This is a genomic window from Streptomyces sp. UW30 (genome assembly GCF_008042075.1).
In the GTDB taxonomy this organism is placed as follows: Bacteria; Actinomycetota; Actinomycetes; order Streptomycetales; family Streptomycetaceae; genus Streptomyces.
In genome coordinates this window covers 834,727-849,986 of record NZ_RDBN01000053.1, presented here as the reverse complement: position 1 = coordinate 849,986, position 15,260 = coordinate 834,727, and the positions used below count along the sequence as shown (strand labels likewise).

Annotated in this window: 12 protein-coding genes; 5 read left to right on the top strand and 7 right to left on the bottom strand. The window is 70.4% G+C overall.

Annotated features, from left to right (window positions below; translation table 11 throughout):
* Nucleotides 1-83 precede the first annotated feature (83 nt).
* On the top strand, nucleotides 84-446 hold the full coding sequence (locus EAO75_RS38075; protein WP_147999655.1) for a four-helix bundle copper-binding protein: 363 nt from the start codon (nucleotides 84-86) through the stop codon (nucleotides 444-446).
* Between the two features lie 63 nt (nucleotides 447-509).
* On the opposite strand, the gene EAO75_RS38070 is transcribed toward EAO75_RS38075, so the two are convergent.
* On the bottom strand, nucleotides 510-1,784 hold the full coding sequence (locus tag EAO75_RS38070) for an LCP family protein (RefSeq protein ID WP_187284750.1): 1,275 nt from the start codon (nucleotides 1,782-1,784) through the stop codon (nucleotides 510-512).
* A gap of 119 nt (nucleotides 1,785-1,903) precedes the next feature.
* Between EAO75_RS38070 and EAO75_RS38065 the strand changes: the two genes are divergently transcribed.
* Nucleotides 1,904-2,461, top strand: coding sequence for an acyl-CoA thioesterase (locus EAO75_RS38065; protein WP_187284749.1), 558 nt, complete (start codon nucleotides 1,904-1,906; stop codon nucleotides 2,459-2,461).
* 12 nt (nucleotides 2,462-2,473) lie between these two features.
* Here EAO75_RS38065 and EAO75_RS38060 read toward each other — a convergent pair whose 3' ends face one another.
* The gene (locus EAO75_RS38060; protein ID WP_147999653.1) at nucleotides 2,474-3,928 is read right to left on the bottom strand and encodes an LCP family protein; all 1,455 of its coding nucleotides are present in this window, start codon (nucleotides 3,926-3,928) and stop codon (nucleotides 2,474-2,476) included.
* A 142-nt stretch (nucleotides 3,929-4,070) separates the two neighbouring features.
* Here EAO75_RS38060 and EAO75_RS38055 point away from each other — a divergent pair, with 142 nt between their 5' ends.
* On the top strand, nucleotides 4,071-5,099 hold the full coding sequence (locus tag EAO75_RS38055; protein WP_147999652.1) for a glycosyltransferase family 2 protein: 1,029 nt from the start codon (nucleotides 4,071-4,073) through the stop codon (nucleotides 5,097-5,099).
* A 21-nt stretch (nucleotides 5,100-5,120) separates the two neighbouring features.
* Here the strand turns inward: EAO75_RS38055 and EAO75_RS38050 are convergent, their stop codons facing one another.
* From EAO75_RS38050 to EAO75_RS38035, 4 genes are all read right to left on the bottom strand, one after another.
* The gene (locus EAO75_RS38050; RefSeq protein WP_148000524.1) at nucleotides 5,121-6,698 is read right to left on the bottom strand and encodes an LCP family protein; all 1,578 of its coding nucleotides are present in this window, start codon (nucleotides 6,696-6,698) and stop codon (nucleotides 5,121-5,123) included.
* Nucleotides 6,699-7,116: 418 nt separating this feature from the next.
* Nucleotides 7,117-8,940: an LCP family protein gene (locus tag EAO75_RS38045; protein ID WP_147999651.1), complete on the bottom strand. Its 1,824-nt coding sequence runs from the start codon at nucleotides 8,938-8,940 to the stop codon at nucleotides 7,117-7,119.
* A 223-nt stretch (nucleotides 8,941-9,163) separates the two neighbouring features.
* The gene (locus tag EAO75_RS38040; protein ID WP_147999650.1) at nucleotides 9,164-10,297 is read right to left on the bottom strand and encodes an LCP family protein; all 1,134 of its coding nucleotides are present in this window, start codon (nucleotides 10,295-10,297) and stop codon (nucleotides 9,164-9,166) included.
* A complete protein-coding gene (locus tag EAO75_RS38035; protein WP_147999649.1) occupies nucleotides 10,216-10,971 on the bottom strand; it encodes a TIGR03089 family protein in 756 nt (251 codons plus the stop codon). Before EAO75_RS38035 ends, EAO75_RS38040 begins: the two co-directional genes overlap by 82 nt.
* Before the next feature lie 140 nt (nucleotides 10,972-11,111).
* On the opposite strand from EAO75_RS38035, the gene EAO75_RS38030 reads away from it, so the two are divergent.
* Both EAO75_RS38030 and EAO75_RS38025 read left to right on the top strand, forming a co-directional pair.
* Entirely contained in the window at nucleotides 11,112-12,584 is a 1,473-nt protein-coding gene (locus EAO75_RS38030) for a peptidoglycan recognition protein (protein ID WP_147999648.1), read from the top strand.
* Between the two features lie 181 nt (nucleotides 12,585-12,765).
* Nucleotides 12,766-13,848, top strand: a complete 1,083-nt coding sequence (locus EAO75_RS38025) for a sugar phosphate nucleotidyltransferase (protein WP_147999647.1) — start codon at nucleotides 12,766-12,768, stop codon at nucleotides 13,846-13,848.
* A gap of 387 nt (nucleotides 13,849-14,235) precedes the next feature.
* On the opposite strand, the gene EAO75_RS38020 is transcribed toward EAO75_RS38025, so the two are convergent.
* Entirely contained in the window at nucleotides 14,236-15,237 is a 1,002-nt protein-coding gene (locus EAO75_RS38020) for a DNA-3-methyladenine glycosylase family protein (RefSeq protein WP_147999646.1), read from the bottom strand.
* Nucleotides 15,238-15,260 lie beyond the last annotated feature (23 nt).

Sequence of the window (15,260 nt, the reverse complement as noted above, 5' to 3'; positions counted from 1 at the left end):
GCCCGATGGCGCGGCGCGGTGGTCGGGCGTAGGACGGAAGGGCACGGGGCCCGCCCTGGGCTCCCGCACCCCCAGGAGGAGCCATGACCCAGTCCCGGACCATGCCTGCGATGAGCAAGGAGATGCAGGACTGCGTCGACGCGTGCATGACCTGCCACAGCATCTGCGAGGAGACCATGAGCTCCTGCATGCAGATGGGCGGTCAGCCTCAGATGCAGATCATGCGCGCGCTCATGGACTGCGCCGAGACGACCCGGATGTGCGCGGACATGATGATGCGCCGCTCGCCGATGTCGGCCGAGATGTGCGCGATGTGCGCCAAGGCCTGTGAGATGTGCGCCGAGGCGTGTATGTCCATGCCGGACGATCCGCAGATGATGCGATGTGCCGAGGCGTGTCGCCGCTGTGCCGCGACCTGCCGCACGATGGCGGGCGCCACGATGTGACGACCGCCTGACAGCACTCGAGGGCACCCGCACCGGGTGCCCTCGACCGCTGTCGCGGGTGCCTCACTTGCTGGTGACGGTCACCGTCTCGTCGTTCTTCAGCTGCTCCACGAGCTGCTTCACCTTCGCGGTGTCCCACTGGAGGTTGCCGTTCGCGGAGTTGCCCGAGATCGGCATGTTCATGGACTTGCCGTCACCGCCGCTGACGCCCTTCATCGCCCAGAACATGGACGCCAGGTCCCACAGGCTCATGTCCTTGTCGACGATCAGGGTGTCCAGGCCGGCGCCCATCGTCGGGTACAGCTTGAACGGGTTGAGGACGGTGCTCGGGGTCGCCACCTGGTTGGCCAGGGCCGAGAGGAACTTCTGCTGGTTCTTCGTACGGTCCAGGTCGGAGCCGGCCAGCGCGTACCGGGTGCGGACGAAGGCGAGCGCCTCCTGACCGTTCAGGGTCTGCTTGCCCTTCTTGAAGTCCGCGCCGGACTTGGAGTCCTTGATGTCCTGCGGGATGTCGATCTCGACGCCGCCGACCGAGTCCACGATGTTCGCGAAGCCCGCGAAGCCGATCTCGACGTAGTGGTCGATGTGCAGACCGGTGTTGGCCTCGACGGTACGGACCAGCAGTTCGGGACCGTCCTCCGCGTACGCCGCGTTCAGCTTCGTCTCGCGGCCCGTGCTCTCGTAGAGCTTGCCGGAGTCGGAGCCCTTGTAGGACGGGATCTTGACGTTCGAGTCGCGGGGCAGGGAGACCAGGGTGTCGCCGTTGCTGCCGACGTGCAGGATCATCATCGAGTCCGTGCGCTTGCCCTCGGCGGACCCGGTGTGCAGTTCCTTCTTCTGCTCGTCCGTCATGCCCGCACGGCTGTCGGAGCCGACGATGAGGTAGTTGGTGCCCTCGCCCGCCTCCGGACGGTCGATGACCTTGGACAGGTCGACGTCGCGGTTGAGCTTGGAGTCGGCCCAGAAGTAGGTGGCGACGGTCGTCACGACCAGCACGGTCACCAGCGTTATCGCGGTCCACTTGAAACGGCGCCGCCAGTTCGGCGCGGGCCGCGGCTCGCGCGCCCCCCGGCCGCCGGGGTCGCCCGGACCGCCGCCGTAGACCTGGCCGGTGTTGTAGCCGCTGTCGTAGCCGTCGTCGTCGTAGCCCCCGTGGCCCTGGCCGTTGACGTAGGACTGCTGCTGAGGCACCCCGCCGTAGCCCTGGCCGGGCGGCGCGGTCTGGCCGCGGCGGACCTGCCGCATGACGCGCGCGCCCTCGGGCTGTGCGCCTGCGCTGCCACGTCCGTAGCGGTTGCCGCGGTTGTCGTCGGACCATGCCTGGGGCCAGTCATTCATGCGCCCCAGTGTGCAGGGCACGCCCAGGTGTCTTACAAGGTTCGGCGGAAAATAGAGGCACTGCTGTTGCGAACCCAACACAAAGTCCGCGAATGTCGACGAGGCATAAGGTGGACGTCATGACAGACCAGGTCACCGCAGTGGAGTCGGACAATTCGGAGATACCGGGCAAGCTGATCTCCGCGTCCCGCACCACCCTCAGCCACATCATGACCCACAGCGACACCAACCTGTTGGGGACGGTGCACGGCGGTGTGATCATGAAGCTCGTCGACGATGCCGCGGGAGCCGTGGCCGGCCGGCACTCCGGCGGCCCCGCCGTCACCGCGTCCATGGACGAGATGGCGTTCCTCGAACCGGTCCGCGTCGGTGACCTCGTCCATGTGAAAGCCCAGGTCAACTGGACCGGCCGGACCTCGATGGAGGTCGGCGTACGGGTTCTGGCCGAGCGCTGGAACGAGTCGACGCCGCCCACCCAGGTCGGCTCGGCGTACCTCGTGTTCGCGGCAGTCGACGCCGACGGCAAGCCGCGCCGGGTGCCCCCGGTGATACCGGAGACCGAGCGCGACAACCGCCGTTACCAGGAGGCCCAGATCCGCCGCACCCACCGCCTGGCCCGGCGCCGCGCGATCAAGGAACTGCGCGAGAAGCGGTTCGCGGAGGGGTACGAGGACTGAGCGGTCCCGGGCCTACGAGCACCCCGTCTCGTCCCCCCGCACCACCCTGGAATGGCCCTGCAACGGGTCCTCGGCGCGGACCTTGCGCACCTGCTTGAAGTCCGCGCCCACGATCACCTTCAGCGTCGGCCCGAGCCCCTTCACCGCGCGCAGCTCGCTGCCGGGCAGCGCGGCGGCCAGGGACTTCGCCGAGCGGTCCCAGCCGGGGTCGTGGGCGACGACCGTCCGCTTCAGCGAGCGGCCCTCCGACGCCACCGGGCGTCCCGTCGTACGGAACCCGATCCCCGCCAGCGCCGAGTCGACGCGCTTGCCGAGACCGGTGTCCTTCGTGCCGTTCTCCACCTGGACGTGGATCTGCTGCGGGGCGACCTCCACCGGGACGGCCCTGCGCCCCGGCCGGCGCGCGGACAGCGGCTCGTCCTCGCGCAGGGCCCGGAACAGGCGCTCGGCCCGCTCGGTGTCCCACTTCACCGTGGAACCGAGGCCCTTGACGTTGTAACCCAGCTCCCCGATCGGCACGGTCGTGAACTCCGACGACGACGGCGAGAAGTTCCGCATCGCCCGCCCGAGGTCGAGCAGCTCGCCCGTGCCGAACTCCTTGTCGGCCCGCACCGACCCCAGCACCGCCCGCGTCACGTCCCGGAACCGCATCGGGTTAAGCAGGATCCCCGACGACGTCGCCCGCTCGACCAGGGCCGCCATGAACCGCTGCTGACGCTGTACCCGCCCCAGGTCGGAGTCGCTGTCGACATGCCGCGCGCGCACGAACTGCAGCGCCTCACCGCCCATCAGCCGGTGCGAGCCGGCCGGCAGGTCCAGGCCGGTGTAGGAGTCCTCCAGCGGCTCGGCCGTACAGATCCGCACGCCGCCGAGCACGTCCACCGTCTTCATGAAGCTGGTGAAGTCGACCTCCAGATAGTGGTCGATCTTGACGTGGGTCATGTGCTCGACCGTGCGCACGGTGAGGTTCGGACCGCCCTCCGCGTACGCGGCGTTGATCTTGATGGGATGCGCCTCGCGCCCCTCGCCGCCCGGCACCTCGGCGTACGAGTCGCGCGGCAGGCTCACCACGCTCGCCCGCTCCCGGTCCGCCGAGATGTGCACGATCATGATCGTGTCGGTGCAGTGGCAGGGGGCGCCGCCCAGCTTGTACTTGCGCCGCTCCTCGTCGCTGATGCGGTCGCGGCCGTCGGTGCCGACGAGCAGGACGTTCATCCCGTGCCCGGTCGGCGGCCGGTTCTTCATGTCCTTGAACGGGTCCACGCGCTCGATCTTCGCGTCCAGGCTGGACACCACCGCGTGCCCGATCCCGGCGGAGGCGAGCACCATGACGGACAGCGTCGTCACCGCCCGCATGGCCCAGCGCGGCCGCTTGCGCCGCACCGGGGCGACCGGCCGCTCGCTGCCGCGGGACGGCTGCGGACGTCGCTGCGCGGGGGCTGGGGAGCGGCGGGGCGGCGTGGGCATGGGGCGATACCTCCGCTGGGGCTTGCCCTGGGGGCCGAACGTGGGATCCGTGAGCACCGTAGGGCCATACGATCTGCTGCCCGGAGCACCGGTCCCGGCGGGGCGCACCGGTGTCCCCCGTTCGCGGTAACGTGAGGCCCCTATGAACGCCAATCCCGACCTGCAGCTCCCCGCCGTGTCCGTCATCATGCCCGTCCTCAACGAGGAGCGGCATCTGCGCGGAGCCGTCCAAGCGATCCTCGCGCAGGAGTACGCCGGCGAGATGGAGGTCGTGATCGCCCTCGGTCCGTCCTCGGACCGCACGGACGAGATCGCCGCCGAGCTCGTGGCGGAAGACCCTCGTGTGCACACCGTCCCGAACCCGACCGGCCGCACACCCGCCGCCCTCAACGCCGCGATCAAGGCCTCCCGCCATCCGATCGTCGTCCGCGTCGACGGCCACGGCATTCTCTCGCCGAACTACATCGCCACCGCCGTACGGCTCCTGGAGGAGACCGGCGCGCAGAACGTCGGCGGCATCATGCACGCCGAGGGCGAGAACGACTGGGAGCACGCCGTCGCCGCCGCGATGACCTCGAAGATCGGCGTCGGCAACGCCGCCTTCCACACGGGGGGCGAAGCGCAGCAGGCCGAGACCGTCTACCTCGGCGTCTTCCGGCGCGAGGCGCTGGAGCAGCAGGGCGGCTACAACGAGGAGTTCATCCGCGCCCAGGACTGGGAGCTCAACTTCCGCATCCGGGAGGCCGGCGGGCTGATCTGGTTCTCGCCGGAGCTGAAGGTGTCGTACCGCCCGAGGCCGAGCGTGAAGGCCCTCGCCAAGCAGTACAAGGACTACGGCCGCTGGCGCCATGTCGTCGCCCGCTACCACGCCGGCTCCATCAACCTGCGCTATCTCGCCCCGCCGACGGCGGTCTGCGCGATCGCGGCGAGCCTCGTGCTGGGCGCGCTGGTCACCCCGTGGGCCCTGGTGATCCCCGGCGGCTATCTCGCGGCGATCGTCGCGGGCTCGATCCCGGCCGGCAGGAACCTCCCGCCGAAGGCGCGCGTGCAGATCCCCGTCGCCCTCGCGACCATGCACATGTCCTGGGGCTACGGCTTTCTGACCAGCCCGCGTTCGCTGGCGCGGAAGGTCATCGCCTCCCGCCGCCCGGCGGTCCTCAGCGCCAACTGAGCCCGCCGGGCGCGGCGCCCGTCACCAGGTGAAGTTCGGGTCCACCTTCATGCACGCGTCGGCGTCGGAGGCGTTCAGGGCCTCGGCCGTGTCCGGCGTCCTGTCGTCCTGCTTCGGCGCCTTGTACGCCGTACCCTCCCGCCAGTCGGCGCCGACGACGAGCGTGACGCCCGAGACGTCCGTGGACTTCTCCACGGCGCCGGTCGGGATGCCGAGGGCCTTGGCGAGCCGCCGGGCGTCGCCTTCGAGTTCGGCGCTCGGGTAGCGCACGACGGTCGTGTCCGCGATCGGCGTCGTCGAGGAGTCCGCCGCGGCCTGCGTGAAGCCCTTGTCGACGAGCAGTCCGGCGACGGCGGTCGCACGGCCGGAGACCGGGGCGAGGACGTCGGTCCGGGTGCCGTTCTGCACCTGCACGGCGATCTCGCCGTCCGCCGCGGCCGGGTCGGTGGACGCCTTCTCCTCGGTGGTCTTCTTCTTGTCCTTGCCGTCCAGCGCGATGTCCTCACGCACCAGCCGGAACAGCTTCGTCGCGTCCTCGGTGGGCTCGACGCGCGAACCGACGTACTGGTTGGGCATCGTGGTCATGGTGATGCGCGAGGTCGGCACCTGCTTGAGCTCGCCCGCCAGGTCGTAGAGCTTGGCGACCGTGCCGAGACCCTCGTCGACGGTCAGTGCGTTGGTCGCGGCCTCGGCGAGCTTGCGCAGCTTGTTGGGGTTGCTCAGCTTGGCGTTCTTGCGCAGCTCACGCACCATCGAGTTCATGTACTGGTGCTGCGCCTTGGCGCGGGCCAGGTCGCTGCCGTCCTCGAAGCCGTAGCGCGTGCGCAGCCACTGGAGGGCCTGCTCGCCCTTGACGTACGTCGTGCCCTTCTCCAGCTTCAGCCCGGAGCCGTGGCCCTCGCTGTCCTTGGAGCGGATGTTCTTGTCGACGCAGACCGGGACGCCGCCGATCGCGTCCGCCATCGACACCACACCCGAGAAGTCGATCATCATGAAGTGGTCGATGTGGATGTCGGTCAGCTTCTCCCACGTGGCCACGGTGCAGCCCGGTCCGCCGCGCCCCAGCGTCTGGTTCGTCATGGCGCGCTGACGGGCGTCGTAGACGTCCCCGCTGTCCGGGTCCGTGCACTTGGGGATGTCGACGAGCGTGTCGCGCGGCATGCTGACGACCGACATGTTGGTGCGGTCGGCGGAGACGTGCAGCAGCATCTGGACGTCGGCGAGTGGTGTGCCGCCGAACGTCTCCTTGGCGCCGCCGAGTTTCTGGTTCTCCTCGGTGTCGCGCGCGTCCGAGCCGATGAGCAGGATGTTCAGCGGCGTCTGACCGGCCGCGTTCGCCTCGCTCTGGGCGGCGCGGTCCTTCGCGTCGCCGATGTTGAGGTCGTCCTTCTTCAGATTGCCGTTGAGGTGCTGGTAGTAGAGATAGCCGGCACCGGCGGTGCCCAGTATCACCACCGCCAGAACCGTCGCCGACCAGCGCAGCACACGCCGTTTTCGGGGTCTGCCGCCGGTTCCCCGGCCGCCTTTGGAACCCCCGCCACCGTGCCGGCCGCTCGCGTCGGCCGGCGTGTCCTGGTCGGCCTGTGGGGTGAGCGACATGGTGTCGTCCACCGCGGGGGCCTCCCCTCGCACACTGCTCTGCGCCAACTCTCCGCCCTTCCCCACCCTGTGCCCGGCATGGCCGCGCTCCGCGTCGGACCTCCCTGTCCGGTGCGGAGCGAACCATGTCAGGCCACCCTGTCCGACACCGGTTCGCTACCTGTCAGACCTCTGTGGGCCCGAGCCGGGTTGGCCACGCGTCGGCAAAATCCAGCCGGATCCGGCCGCTTGGCGCTGCCGGCCAACGCCGGCTGACACACCCGTGTCGTGTATCAGACCAACGAGCGACGAAGACAGTTGCGTTCCGCGCCGCAGTTTCCGTACGACGAACTCCCCGGCCCCCCGACCGAGTGCGGGAACGGGCCCCTCCCACCCCAAGTGGGCGAGGGGACGGGCCCGTTGAGCCGCTACCGGCCGGTTACTTCGCGCACTCGACCTTGTCCGCCGTGGACTTCTCCACGTCGGGCGCCTTCGTCGAAGGAGTGAGCGACACACCCGCGCCCTTGAAGTCCTTGCCCAGCGTCAGCGTCATCGTGGGCAGGCCCTGCGAGTTGGTCACGCTCTTGCCGGGCTTCATCGCGGAGCCGGACAGCCCCATGATGTCGGCGAGCCGGCGTGCCTGGTCCGCCTGGTCGGGCGCGTACTCCAGCGTCGTCTTCGCGAGCGACGCCGGGGCGTTGCCCGCGTTCTCGGACTTGTCCACGCCCTCCTCGGTCTGCAGATAGGTGAGGGTCTCCTGGGCGCTGCCGGCCGGCGCACCGCCGTTCATGACCTGCACCCGCACCTCGGAGGCGTCCGCCTTGGTGCCCTTGAGCCGGGCGGCCACGGCGGCGGCCTCCTTCTGCTTCTGCTGCTTGACCTCGGTGAAGGAGACGTCGTTCTGGATCGCCTCGAAGACCTGGGGCGCCGTCGAATCGTTGAGGACGACGGTCGTCTTCACCTTCTCCGCCGGGTTGTCGATCACCGGAACCGTCGTGAAGGTGAGGTTCTTGGTGTTGAGCTTGCCCAGCTCCAGACCGAGGTCCTTCAGCTTGTCGATGGTGTCGAGCTGGGAGTCGACGGTCAGCGCCTTCGTGCCCGCCTCGGCCAGCTTGATCATCTTGGTCGGGCTGCTGAGGGTGTCGTTCGACTTCAGCTTGCGCATCAGCGCGCTGAGGAACTGCTGCTGGAGACCGATCCGGCTCAGGTCGCCGCCGAAGCCGACGGAGTGCCGGGTGCGGACGAAGGCCAGCGCGTCCTCGCCCTCGATCGTGTGCTTGCCCTTGGTGAGGTTGAGCTTGGAGTCCGGGTCGTTGATGTCCTTGGCGAGGCACACCTCGACACCGCCGACCGCCGACGTCAGCGTCTTCACCGCGTTGAAGTCGGCCACCATGAAGTTGTCCGCCTTGATGCCGGTCAGCTCGGTGACCGTCCGCAAGGTGCAGCTGGGGGTGCGGCCCTCCTGGCCGAGGCTGGTGTTGAAGCGGACGCCGGTCTCGCCCGGGATGACCTTCGCGGAGCCGTCCTCCTGGGTGGTGCGGCAGTCCGGGATGTCGACGATCAGGTCGCGGGGGATGCTGAGCGCGGTCGCGTTCGAGCGGTCCTTGGAGACGTGCAGCAGGATCGTGGTGTCGGCGTGCCCGGCGCTGCCCGAGTCGCCGTACTTCTCGTTGCCCGCCCCCGTGCGCTTGTCCGTGCCGATGAGCAGGATGTTGATGGCCTTGTCCTTCGAGAAGCCACCGGTGGTCGCGCCGTCGTCGGAGACGGAATTGATGTTGTCGTTGAGGTGCTCGATGTAGAGATACGCACCGGCAGCGGCGGCGACGACCACGAACGCCATGATGCCGCCGGTCCAGAGCACGGCCTTCTTCGCCTTGCTCTTCTTCTTCACCGGCCGGCGACTGCGCCGCCCCGGAAGCGGTTCCTCCGGTACCCCCCTGCGCCTGCGCTGCGGCGGGACCTCACGGCCCGGCGCCTGGCGCGTCTCACGTCCAGGCGCTGCGGTCCTGTTGCGTGCGGCGCCATTCGCACCGCCCGCGCCATTCGCACCGCCCCCGCCGCCTGCGCCTCCCGCGCCCTGGGCGGTGGTACCGGCCGAACGTGAGGCGGCGCCTGCGCGGGAAGCGGCTCTGCGGGGTCCCGGGACCGGTGACTGCGGAGCGGAAGGAGCCAGTCGCAGTTCGTATTCACCGGTGTTCGGATTGAGCACCCATTGGTCTGCGGGATCGATATCGTCCGCCCGCCCACGGCCTTGCGCGTCCACGGTTGTCAGAATCCTCCGTCGGGGCCACGCGGCGCCTACCCCTCCAAGGCGCTCGGGTCTCGGTCAAGCAGTGCGCAAGCCTAACTACGGGCGGGCGCACCGGATCGCTCACACTATCCGCCCAGTTCAGCGTGGAGCCACGACGGTGACAAATTCCACGTCCCTACAACTGGGCAATCCGCCCCATTTCTTTGAAGTGGGGTTCGCGGACTTGGTGAGCGCTTTACCCGCAGGGGTTCTCGGCGGCGGTACTGCCGCGGAAAGTGGGCGCCGGGGGAGTGGGTCCCGCGGGCTCGTCAGGGCGCTTGGCATCGGACTTCCCGTCGTCGCCACGGGAACGGTTGTGCGAGGAATCGCGCGGCGGGCCCTGGGACTTTCCGGACGAATTCACCACTTCCACCGGCGCGTCGATCCGCAGCCGCTCGAAGAGCCGCTCGGCCTCGGGTTCCACGAGCTGGTCGCGATTGGAGTTGTAGACGTACGACTCCCTCGGGACCGTGAGGAATTGCACGCGTTCGGTGGGGATGTCGCGCACCCCCCGCGCGAGTTCGTACAAACCACGCAAGCTGGCCAGATCCGGGTCCGTGGTCAGGGAGGATGTGGCGGCGTCCAGGACCGGATAGAGCCGGACCGGATTCAGCAGGACGTCATTGCTCTGCACCTTGTGCACGAGTGCGGCCAGGAAGCGCTGCTGGCGGTCCATGCGGTCGGTGTCGCTGCCGTTGCCGAGGGACTTGCGGGCGCGGACGTAACCGAGGGCCTGCTCGCCGTTGAGGGTCACCTTCCCGGCGGGAAGGCGGAGCTTGGCGGCCTTGTCGTTGATGGGTTTCGCGAGGCAGATCTGGACGCCGTCGAGGGCGTCGACCATCTCCTTGAAGCCGTGGAAGTCGACAACCATGTGATGGTCCATGCGGATGTTCGTGAGCCGTTCCACGGTCCGGACGGTGCAGGCCGAACCGCCCACCTGGAAGGCATAGTTGAACATCGCGAACATCGGCTCGCTACGGCGGCCGTCGGCGCGGCGGCAGCCGGGGACGTCGACCATGAGGTCGCGGGGTATCGAGACGGCGGTGGCGCTGCGGCGGCCGGAGGACAGGTGCAGCAGGATGGTGGTGTCGGAGCGCTCGGTGCCGGAGTCCTTGCCGTAGCGGCGGTTCTTGCTTCCGGCGCGGGAGTCCGACCCGATGACGAGGATGTTCTGGGCGCCGCGCACCAGCGAGGTGGGCAGGGGCGGTGGAATGGCAGGGGCCGTGGAACGGCAGGGGCGGGCGAGGGCTACCTCGCCGTCGCCGTCACCCGCTCCGCCTCGATCCGCTTGTCCAACGCCTCCTCGCTCAGCGAGTCGACGTGCCGGCACAGCACCACCGACCCAGCCGTGGCCAGCGCCGCGTACAGCCCGGCGTTCAGGCCCTCCCAGGTGTCGTACGGCAACGCCGACAGGATCCGCGAGCCCGGACCCGTGAGGCCCAGCGCCGGCGCCTCCGCCCGGGCGCGTTCGACCAACTCGGCGGCGCTGAACTCCCGCCCGGCCACGATCAGGGCCGGGTCCTCGGGGTCGATCGGGGCGAACGGGGCGAACCGGTCGCCCTGACTCGGCACCTCGACCGCGTAGTCCGCGAAGCCGGCCGGCGGCTGCGGGAAGCGCCCCCCGAGCGGCCGTAGCGCCAACGCGACCCGCTCTCCCCGGCACGCCCGCGCCGCCTCCAGGCTCTCCGGCCCGCTCACCACGACGTCGGCCGTCGCCGGGTCCCCGCCCACGTCCGCGACGGTGCCCACCGACGAACACGCCAGCAGCCACACCGCCGTCTGCCAGTGCGTGGGCAGCAGCAGCGTGACCCGGTCGCCCGGCCCGGCCCCGAGGTCGCCCTGCAGCAGATTCGCGGTCTTGGCCACCCAATTGGCGAAGGTGGCCACGGACAATTCCACGCGTTCCCCGGTGGCGTCGTCGTAGAAGGTCACCAGGGGGCGTCCGGGATCCGCGGCGAGCGCGGAACGCAGCAGGTCGGCGGGGGTGCGATCGGTGGCGTTCACCCGCGCAAGGGTACGCGCCGGCGTACCCGCGCACCCCCTTGCGGGTTGTCCGGCCGCCACCGGTTCGGCGCAACCGTGGGCCGACGCGCCGTCAGTTCCCCGATGGACAGCTTTGTATGACTATGTCCAACATCAGGAGCATGCGTGGATTCCTTGCTTCCTCGATCGGTGTCACGTGCGCGGCCGCTCTCGCTCTACCGCTCACCCCACCCGCCGCCGCCGCGCCCGCGCGCCCGGCGCTCGGAGCGGAAACCGCCTGGAGTGCGGAGGCGGTGGCCGTCGGATGGGCGGTGCGGCGTGCGGACGCCGGGGCCTACGTCCCCGGCAGCACCCAGTCACTGCCCCTCGCCCCCCTCACCCGTGACCGTGCCGTCGGCGACCCCGCCGAACAGGGCCTGCCCCGACGGGACGTACGTCACTTCTCCCTGGTCGGCGTCATCTGGGACGACCCGGCCGCCGAACTCCACGGCCGCGTCCAGGTCCGCACCCGCGCGGTCGCGACCGGCACCTGGTCCGGCTGGCAGGACGTGGAGACACACAACGCCGAGCACGCGGCCGACCCGGGCACCGCCGAAAGCGGCTCCGGCGTACGCGGCTCCACCGCGCCCCTGTGGGTCGGGGAGTCGGACGGCGTCCAGGTACGCGTCACTCCCGAGCCCGTCGAGCCCAGGCCGGAGGAGGGTCCCGAGGGCGGTGACGACTCGGCGGTCGACGCCGCGGCCGTCACCGCGCTGCCGGCCGGCCTGCACCTCGAACTCGTCGACCCCGGTGACCCGGCACCGGTGCAGGGCGAGCCGGGCCCCGCGCTGGGTGAGCCCGGCCCGCGCCCCGGCTCACTGAACCCCGAAACGGTCGGCGCCGCCGAGACCCTCGCCGCCTCCGCCGCCAACGCCGAACTCGCGCCCCTGGGCGCCGCCGAGATCCCCGCGCTCGGGCGCGCCGAGACCGAGCGGGAGCTGCTGGCGCTGCGCGGCAACGAGTTGACGCAGGAGCAGCGGGCGAAGCCCTACATCGGGCCGCGGCCGCGCATCGTCACCCGGCGCGGCTGGGGAGCCAACGAGAAGTTGCGGGAGCGGCAGTTCGCCTACACGAAGAAGGTGAAGGTGGCCTGGGTGCACCACACCGCCTCCGGCGGCAAGTACTGGTGCACCCAGACTCCCTCGCTCATTCGCGGTATCTACCGCTACCACGTCCTGAGCATGGGCTGGCGCGACATCGGCTACAACTTCCTCGTCGACAAGTGCGGAAACATCTACGAGGGGCGCGCCGGGGGCGCGGCGAAGGCGGTCCTCGGCGCACACACCCGCGGTTTCAACACCAACAGCATGGGGATCGCCGTCCTCGGCAGCTTCGGCTCCAGCAAGCCGACCGCGGCCTCGGTGAAGGCCATCGCCCGGCTCACCGCCTGGAAGCTGGGGCTCTACGGCGCCAATCCGCGCGGAAAGACATACCTGACGTCCGGCGGTGGCAATCTGTACCGAAAGGGAAAGAACGTACGACTGAATGTGATCTCCGGCCACCGGGACGGCTTCTCCACGGAGTGCCCCGGCCGGCTGCTCTATCTCAAGCTCGGCTCGGCCCGCGCCTCGGCGGCCCGCTTCCAGGGGCGCTGAGGCCGGGCGGTTTCACAGGGGATGTACGGGGCGGGCGCGGGGGCGCACGCACCGCCGTCGGGGGAGGAGAGGCGGGATGCGTCAGCACCGCACGGCCGTCGAGGGCGCTGCACAACTGTCTGCATACACTGGCCGGCCGAAGGACAGATCGGCCGGTCCCGGCAGGAAGCAGAGACGACAGGTGACAGAAGCGATCCTCCTGGTCGGCGGCAAGGGCACTCGGTTGCGTCCGCTCACCGTGCACACACCGAAGCCCATGGTGCGCGCGGCCGGGGTGCCGTTCCTCGCGCACCAGTTGGCGAGAGCGAGAGCGGCGGGCGTCGACCACATCGTCCTGGCCACGTCCTACCTGGCCGAGGTCTTCGAGCCGTACTTCGGCGACGGCTCCGCGCTGGGCCTGCATCTGGAGTACGTGACGGAGGAGGAACCCCTCGGCACGGGCGGCGCGATCCGCAACGTGGCGTCCCGGCTCCACTCCGGCCCTGACGACCCGGTCCTGATCTTCAACGGCGACATCCTGACGGGACTGGACATCCGGGCCCTGGTGCGTACGCACGAGACGACGGGCGCGGATGTCTCCCTCCACCTCACCAAGGTGACGGACCCGAGGGCGTACGGCCTGGTCCCCACGGACGACACGGGCCGGGTGACCGCGTTCCTGGAGAAGCCGCAGACCCCCGAGGAGATCGTCACCGACCAGATCAACGCCGGCGCGTACGTCTTCCGCCGCTCCGTCATCGACACGATCCCGTCGGGCCGCCCGGTCTCGGTCGAACGCGAGACGTTCCCGGACCTCCTCTCGGCAGGCGCCCACCTCCAGGGCATGGTCGACTCGACGTACTGGCTCGACCTCGGCACGCCGGCGGCCTTCGTCCGCGGCTCGGCGGACCTGGTCCTGGGCCGGGCCCCGTCCCCCGCGGTCCCCGGCCGCTGCGGCGACCGCCTCATCCTTCCCACGGCCAGGGTGGCCCCCGACGCCAAGCTGACCGGCGGCACGGTGGTGGGCGAGGGCGCGTTCGTGGCCGAGGGCGCGCGCGTCTTCGGCAGCACGATCCTCCCGGGCGCCGTCATCGAGCCCGGCGCCATCATCACCGACTCCCTCATCGGCACCCGCGCCCGCGTGGGCGAACGCTCCATCCTCACGGACACGGTCATCGGTGACGGCGCGATCATCGGCGCCGACAACGAACTGAGAGACGGCGCACGGGTGTGGTGCGACGCCCGGATACCGGCGGGCGCGGTTCGGTTCTCGCCCGATCTGTAGGTGTGCCTGCGGCGGCCTGTGCTGGTGGGGTGGGGGTGCGCGTAGCGCCTGCGCGTGCGTTGTGGGTCGGGGCCGCGCCGGGGGGTGTCCGTCCTCGGTCCGGCGGTTGCTGTGCCTCAGAGGGGTGCCGTCCCTTGACGCCGGCCGCTGCGGGCGGACACCCCCCGACGCGTCCCCTTGCCGCCGCGGGCGAGCGCGGGCCCATGGGGGTACGCCCGCCTCGGCCCACATCTCTCAGCCCGTCTGGGGAGTTTGAGGACGAGGCCGTTCAGGCCGATGCGAGTGGGGTTGAAGGGGCGGAGCCCCTTCGGGATGGGACGGGTAGGGGCGGCGGGGGCGAGAAAAATGGGGGATGAGCGCAGCGCGGGCAGGCCGCCGCCCGCCGTGTCACAACCGCCCGATATCCCCCCGCGGCATCCGCGGAGCCCGCCGCGCAGGCACCCGCCCGCTCAGCAGGATCAACCGAGCCGCCCGATGCCGCTGCCCCGCATACGGCTCCAGCAACTCCAACATCACGGAGTCATCCGCATCCCGATCCCCGGCCAACGCAAACCCCACGATCCCCGGCAGATGCAGATCCCCCACAGTCACCGCATCCGCCGCCCCATGGCTGCGCTGCACAACCTCCGCAGACGTCCACGGCCCGATCCCCGCCACGACCTCCAACCGACCCTGCGCCTGAGCCGGAGGCATCCGCACCGCCTCCTCCATCCGCGAAGCAACCCGCACGGCCCGCAAAATCGTCGACGCCCGCTTGTTGTCGACCCCGGCCCGATGCCACTCCCAGGACGGAATCAGTGCCCAGGTCCGCGCATCCGGCATCACACACATCCGCCCGGGCGCAGGCCCCGGCGCCGGCTCGCCGTACTTCCGCACCAGCAACCGCCACGCCCGATACGCCTCATCGGTCGTGACCTTCTGCTCCAGAACCGAGGGAATCAACGACTCCATCACCAGCCCGGTCCGCGTCAGCCTGAGCCCCGGCCGCCGATGCCGTGCCATCGCCACCACCCGATGCCGCGGCACGAAGACGGCCGGATCGTCGGCGGCCCCGAGCAACTCGGGCAACTGCTCCAGCAGCCACTCGGCCCCCGGCCCCCACGCCTCACCCCGCACCTCGGCCCCGCGCGCGACGACCCGCAGCGTCCCGGCCCCGGCAGGCGTGCGGCAGGCCCGCCATACGGACCCGTCCGGCATCGCCCGGAACGTCGGATCCCCCGGCCCGCGCCGCAAGGGCCCCAGCACCAGCCCGAGATCGAGCGGCCCCTCCGGCACCCAGGTACGCATGCGCGCCGGAGCCGGGGCCTGACGCGGTATCCCCGCGGGCACCCCGACATGCCCACCGCGCACGGTCGTACGCGTGGGTCGCGGGTCGAAGCGTCCTGCCACGGATGAGGTCCTAGGGGTACGGG